Genomic DNA, 6,162 nt, shown 5'->3' on the forward strand with positions numbered 1-6,162 from the left:
GACAGGATGGCCTCGCGCTGATCGTCATATCCCGGGGAACGTCCTCGTGCCATGCGGTGGCTTCCAAAAATGAAGTGATGAATCGGAAGAAAACTTGCCGGCAGTATATTTGACCGACCGGTCGGCTTAAATTATAGTCGGCCATGGCAAGCTGGGGCAAGGGCGATTCCGCAGTCCCGGCTCGGACCAACCTGAGGAGGTGTTATGCCGTGCTATTCGATTGAAGGCGTCGTCCCCGTGGTGGACCCGACCGCCTATGTGCACCCAACCGCAGTGCTGATCGGCGACGTGATCGTCGGGCCCGAATGCTATGTCGGCCCTTGCGCTTCGCTGCGCGGCGATTTCGGCCGCATCGTGCTGCAGCGGGGAGCAAACGTGCAGGACACCTGCGTCATCCACGGCTTCCCTGCCGCCGACACGGTGGTCGAGGAAAACGGCCACATTGGCCACGGCGCCGTGCTGCACAGCTGCGTCGTGCGGCGCGACGCGCTGGTCGGCATGAATGCGGTGGTGATGGACGAGGCGGAGATCGGGGAAAAAACCATCGTCGCCGCCAGCGCCTTCGTCCGCGCCGGCATGAAGGTGCCGCCGCGATCGCTGCTGGCCGGTGTGCCGGCGAAGGTGCTGCGCGAACTCAGCGAGGAAGAAATTGCGTGGAAGCTGGAGGGGACACTGACTTACCAGGACTTGACGAAACGCTGCCTGGCGACGATGCAGGAAGTCCAGCCGCTGACTGAAATGGAAATCAACCGGCCACGTCCGAAAGCACCGGACGTGAAGCCGTTGATTGCAGCCAAGCGGGGATAAGGAGTATGTGAGCGCACTACGCGCTACCGGATTCCTGCTTTCGCAAAAATCCGGTGACATTCGATGCGCTGGAGCCGCAGTGCAATAGCAATCAGGAAAACTTCGTAAAGTCCGGCTTGCGCTTTTCAAAAAACGCCGTGAACGCCTCCTTCGCCTCCGGCGCACCCAGCATCGCGCCAAAGTACTTGTTCTCTTCCGCCATACGCTCCGTAATTGCATCCGCCTGCGCGCCCTTCATCAGCCGCTTGGTGGCCCTCAACGACGACGCCGGCAAGGCGGCAAGCTTGGCGGCCTGCCCCTGCGCGAACGCGACCAGCTCCGCTGCCGGAACGACCCGGTTGACCAGTCCCATCTGCAAGGCTTCCTGCGCGGTGAATGCCTCACCAAGCAGCAGCTTTTCCGCTGCGCGCTGATAGCCGACGATCTGCGGGAACAGCAGGCTGGAGGCAAATTCGGGGCAAAGGCCGAGCTGGGTGAAGGGCATCGAGAACTTTGCGTTGTCCCCCGCGTAGACGAGGTCGCAGTGCATCAGCATGGTGGTGCCGATGCCTACCGCCGCACCGGCGACGGCGGCAACGACCGGCTTGCTTGCACCGCTGAGATTGCGCATGAATTGCGCCACCGGACGGTCGCCGACCGGGCCCGGCGGGTTCTTCATGAAGTCTTCGAGGTCATTGCCGGCGGTGAAGATTTCCGGCTTGCCGATCAGGACGATGGCGCGGACGGCAGGGTCGCTTTCCCCGTCCTTCATCGCATCGGCCATCAACTGGTACATCGCCGAAGTGATCGCGTTTTTCTTTTCGGGGCGGTTGAACTCGATGGTGAGAATGCCGTTGCTTTTGCTGGTCAAGATATCCATGTGTTCTCCTGTTGGTGTCGTTGTATTGATTGATCGAACGGCCAGTATCGGCCATTTTGCTTTTTGATGAGCGGCGATGCAGATCGGCGATGCGTCCTTGCGCAAAAGAAAAAACCGTACAGCTTGTGGCCGCACGGTTTGTTCAGTCTTTACGCAGCGATGTCCTTACATGCGCTCAAAGATTCCAGCGGCGCCCATGCCGGCGCCGACGCACATGGTGACCATGCCGTATTTCAGGTTCCTGCGCTGCAGCGCATGCACCACGGTGGCCGCACGGATCGCGCCGGTGGCGCCGAGCGGGTGGCCGAGGGCGATTGCGCCGCCGAGCGGATTGACTTTTGACGGGTCGAGTCCGAGGTCCCGGACCACTGCCAGCGCCTGGGCCGCGAACGCTTCATTCAGTTCGTACCAGTCGATCTGGTCCTGCGTGATGCCGGCTGCGCGGCAGGCGGCGGGGATCGCTTCCTTCGGACCGATGCCCATGATTTCCGGCGGCACGCCGCGCACGGCGAAGGACGAGAATTTCGCCAGCGGCGTCAGGTTGAATTGCTTCAGGATTTTTTCGCTGACGAGGATCAGCGCGCCGGCGCCGTCGGAGGTCTGCGAGCTGTTGCCGGCGGTGACGCTGCCCTTGGCGGCGAATACCGGCTTCAGCTTCGCCAGGCCTTCGATCGAGGTGTCGGGGCGCGCGCCTTCATCGCGATTGACGGTGCGTGTCTTGAGGTCGATCTGGCCGGTGGCCAGGTTCGGGAAGCGCTCAACGATTTCGACCGGCGTGGTTTCCGCATCGAATTCGCCCGCGGCCTGCCCTGCCAATGCCCTGCGATGCGATTCCAGCGCAAATGCATCCTGGTCCTCGCGCGAGACTTTCCACTGCTGCGCAACCTTCTCGGCCGTCAGGCCCATGCCGTAGGCCATGCCGATGTTGTCGTCCTTGAAAACGTTCATGTTTATCGACGGGTGGTGGCCCATCATCGGCACCATCGACATCGATTCGACGCCGGCGGCGATCATGACATCGGCCTGACCGACGCGAATGCGGTCTGCGGCCATCGCGACGGCGGTGATGCCGGATGCGCAGTAACGATTGACGGTCACGCCGCCGACGGTGTTCGGCAGGCCAGCCAGCAGCACGGCGTTACGGGCGACGTTCATGCCCTGCTCCGCTTCCGGGAACGAGCAGCCGACGATCGCGTCTTCGATCAGCTTAGGATCGAGATCCGGCACCTGCGACATCGCGGACTGCAGCACCCGCACGAGCAGGTCGTCCGGACGGACGTTCTTGAACATGCCGCGCGGCGCCTTGCCGATCGGCGTGCGGGTGGCGGCGACTACATAGGCTTCTTGAAGTTGTTTGGTCATTTCCATTCTCCTGGTTCATTCGACCGATGGCGCGGCGGGAAGCCTGGCGATCGTGCCTTGCGCTATCGCGCATAACGTTTCTTTACCTTCGCTGACGACGAATACCTCGCAGCGGCATACCGCCTGCGACTTGCCTCCATGCACCGCGGCGGCCCGGGCGACGATTTCCTGCCCGATGGCGGGCCGCACGTAATTGATCTTGTACTCCGACGTCACGACGCCCGTTCCGAGCGCCGCTCCGCCGGCGAAAGTCAGTGCGTTGTCGGCGACATAGCTGAGCACGCCGCCGTGCACGAAACCATGCTGCTGCTTCAGCGCATCGACAATCGGCACGCGCAGTTCGGTGCCTTCCGTATCAAATCGGGTCAGCATGGCGCCGACCAGCTTGCTGAACGGCTGCGATTCCAATGCCTGCCTGCCGTGCTGAAGCATGTCCATGGTTGCCTTCCTGGATCAGTTGCGGATCAGTTGCGCACCGGTTTGCCGGTCTGCATCATGCCCATGATGCGTTCCTGGGTTTTCGGGTTGTTCAGCAGTTCCATGAAGGCCTTGCGTTCGAGGTCGAGCAGCCACTGCTCGGTAACGATGCTGCCTGCTTCCACCTCGCCGCCGCAAACGATCTCGGCGATCATCGAGCCCAGCTTGAAGTCGTGGGCGGAGATGAAACCGCCGTCACGCATGTTCACCAGCTGCGCCATGATGGTTGCCATGCCGTAGCGACCGACCACGGGCACCTGCGCCTTCAGCGGCGGACGGTAGCCGGCGTCGAACATCGCGCGGGCTTCGACCTTCGCCACATGCAGCAGCTCATACGGATTGAACACGATCACGTCATTGGCCGACAGGTAGCCCATCTTCTGCGCTTCCAGTGCCGACTTCGACACGTTCGCCGTTGCCGCGTTGGTGAAGTAGTTTTTCAGGAATTGCAGGATGTCGGTGCCCTTGGCATCGGCCGCCGCGCGCACCGCCGCTTCCTTCAGGCCGCCGCCAGCCGGCACGAGGCCGACGCCCACTTCCACCAGGCCGATATACGATTCGATCGACGCCACACGCTTGGCCGCATGCATCATCAGTTCGCAGCCGCCGCCCAATGCCAGGCCCGCCACTGCGGCGACGACCGGCACGTTCGCATACTTGAGCGCCTGGTGTGCCTGCTGCAGCTTGGCGACTTCCGGTTCGATGGCCTTGATGCCGCCCGACATGAAGACCGGCAGCATCGATTGCAGGTCCGCGCCGGCGGAGAATGCGCCGCCTTCGGCCGCATCGGAGCCCCAGATCACGAGGCCCTTGTAGTTCTTCTCGGCTTCGGCGATGGCCTTTGCGAGACCGTCGATCACGCCCTGGCCAATCACGCGCATCTTGGTTTTCAGCGACAGGATCAGCACATCGTCGTTTTGATGCCAGATGCGAACCGAATCGTCTTCGAATACGGTGGTGCCGGCCTTGCTGCCGTCCGGTGCATTCTCGCCGAGCACGGTGGCGCGGAATGCCTGGCGCTGGTACACCGGCAGGTCGGAACGCGGCACATAGGCGTTCTTCGCCGGCGACCAGGAGCCTTCCGGGGTGTGCACGCCTGTACGGCCGTCGAATACCCATGCCGGCAGCGGCGCGTTGCACAGCGCCTTGCCCGCATCGATGTCTTCCTTCACCCAGGTCGCGACCTGCTGCCAGCCCGCAGCCTGCCAGCCTTCGAACGGGCCGTTCTTCTGGCCGAAACCCCAGCGCAACGCGAAATCGACATCGCGCGCGTTATCGGCGATGGATTCCAGATGCACGGCGATGTAATGGAAAGTGTCGCGGAAGATCGACCACAGGAATTGCGCCTGCGGATTGCTCGATTCGCGCAATGTCTTCATCTTCTTGGCGGCATCCTTTTCCTTCAGGATGCGCGCGACCAGGTCGTCCGCCTTGCCGGTGGAAGGCACGTAGTCGCCCTTCTCGCCGTCGAAGCGCAGGATCTCCTTGCCCACTTTCTTGAAGAATCCGGCACCGGTCTTCTGGCCGAGCGAACCGGCGGCAATCAGCTTGGCCAGCAGTTCCGGCGTCTTGTAAACCGGGTAGAACGGATCGGACTGCAGGTTGTCCTGCATTGTCTTCATCACGTGGCCCATGGTGTCGAGGCCGACCACATCGGCGGTGCGGAAGGTGGCGGACTTGGCGCGACCGAGCTTGGTGCCGGTGAGATCATCGACCACGTCGACCGGCAGACCGAATTTCTGCGCTTCGTACATCGTCGCCATCATGCTGAAGATGCCAACGCGGTTGGCGATGAAGTTCGGCGTGTCTTTCGCACGCACCACGCCCTTGCCGAGCGTGGTGGTGAGGAAGCCTTCGAGCTGATCGATGATTTCCGGGCGGGTCGAGACGGTCGGGATCAGTTCGACCAGGTGCATGTAGCGGGGCGGATTGAAGAAATGCACACCGCAGAATCGTGCTTTCAGATCGGCGTCGAATCCTTCCGACAGCGCGGTGATCGACAGGCCGGAGGTATTGGAGGCGAAGATCGCATTCGGCGCGATATGCGGCGCGACTTTCTTGTACAGGTCATGCTTCCAGTCCATGCGCTCGGCGATCGCCTCGATGATCAGGTCGCAGCTTTTCAGCACGTCGAGATTGTCTTCGTAGTTGGCGACTTCGATCATCGCCGCATCGTCCTTGTTGCCCAGCGGCGCGGGGCTGAGCTTCTTCAGATTCTCGATGGCGCGCAGCACGATGCCGTTCTTCGGACCTTCCTTCGCGGGCAGGTCGAACAGCACGACGGGGACTTTGGCGTTGATGCAGTGGGCCGCGATCTGCGCGCCCATCACGCCTGCGCCGAGGACGGCGACTTTCTTGACGATGAAGTTGGACATGGGACTTTCCTTATATTCTTGGATGGGTTCCCTCCTCCTTTTAGGGGAAGGGCTAGGGTGGGGGTGTGGAGGTGGAGCAACCGACGATTGCACGACCTCGCTATCCCCATCCCAACCGAGAGGATTGCGCTTGCAAGCGCAATCCGCTCAGCAGGCAGACGGCATGCCGTCTGAATTCCCTGCTTCTCCCCCCTGCAAGGGGAAGGTGCCGGACAGTGATGCGCTATTGAATCGGAAGATCAGAAGAACTCTTCTTCCATCGCCATCAGGTTCGACGAACCT

The 6,162-nt window shown here is 62.0% G+C and carries 5 protein-coding genes; 1 reads left to right on the forward strand and 4 read right to left on the reverse strand.

Annotated elements, in window-relative coordinates; translation table 11 throughout:
• Positions 1–204: 204 nt before the first annotated feature.
• The gene (gene paaY / locus VGU61_RS01825; protein ID WP_326857388.1) at positions 205–807 is read left to right on the forward strand and encodes a phenylacetic acid degradation protein PaaY; all 603 of its coding nucleotides are present in this window, start codon (positions 205–207) and stop codon (positions 805–807) included.
• Between the two features lie 91 nt (positions 808–898).
• Here paaY and VGU61_RS01830 read toward each other — a convergent pair whose 3' ends face one another.
• The 4 genes from VGU61_RS01830 to VGU61_RS01845 all read right to left on the reverse strand — a co-directional run bounded on the left by VGU61_RS01830 (position 899) and on the right by VGU61_RS01845 (position 5,880).
• On the reverse strand, positions 899–1,666 hold the full coding sequence (locus VGU61_RS01830; RefSeq protein ID WP_326857389.1) for an enoyl-CoA hydratase: 768 nt from the start codon (positions 1,664–1,666) through the stop codon (positions 899–901).
• Positions 1,667–1,831: 165 nt separating this feature from the next.
• On the reverse strand, positions 1,832–3,028 hold the full coding sequence (locus tag VGU61_RS01835) for an acetyl-CoA C-acyltransferase (protein ID WP_326857390.1): 1,197 nt from the start codon (positions 3,026–3,028) through the stop codon (positions 1,832–1,834).
• Between the two features lie 15 nt (positions 3,029–3,043).
• Positions 3,044–3,460: a PaaI family thioesterase gene (locus VGU61_RS01840; protein WP_326857392.1), complete on the reverse strand. Its 417-nt coding sequence runs from the start codon at positions 3,458–3,460 to the stop codon at positions 3,044–3,046.
• A gap of 32 nt (positions 3,461–3,492) precedes the next feature.
• Positions 3,493–5,880 (reverse strand): 3-hydroxyacyl-CoA dehydrogenase/enoyl-CoA hydratase family protein, encoded by a 2,388-nt coding sequence (locus tag VGU61_RS01845; RefSeq protein WP_326857391.1) that lies wholly within the window; start codon positions 5,878–5,880, stop codon positions 3,493–3,495.
• Between the last annotated feature and the right edge of the window lie 282 nt (positions 5,881–6,162).

Source organism: Noviherbaspirillum sp. (assembly GCF_035944575.1).
In the GTDB taxonomy this organism is placed as follows: Bacteria; Pseudomonadota; Gammaproteobacteria; order Burkholderiales; family Burkholderiaceae_D; genus Noviherbaspirillum.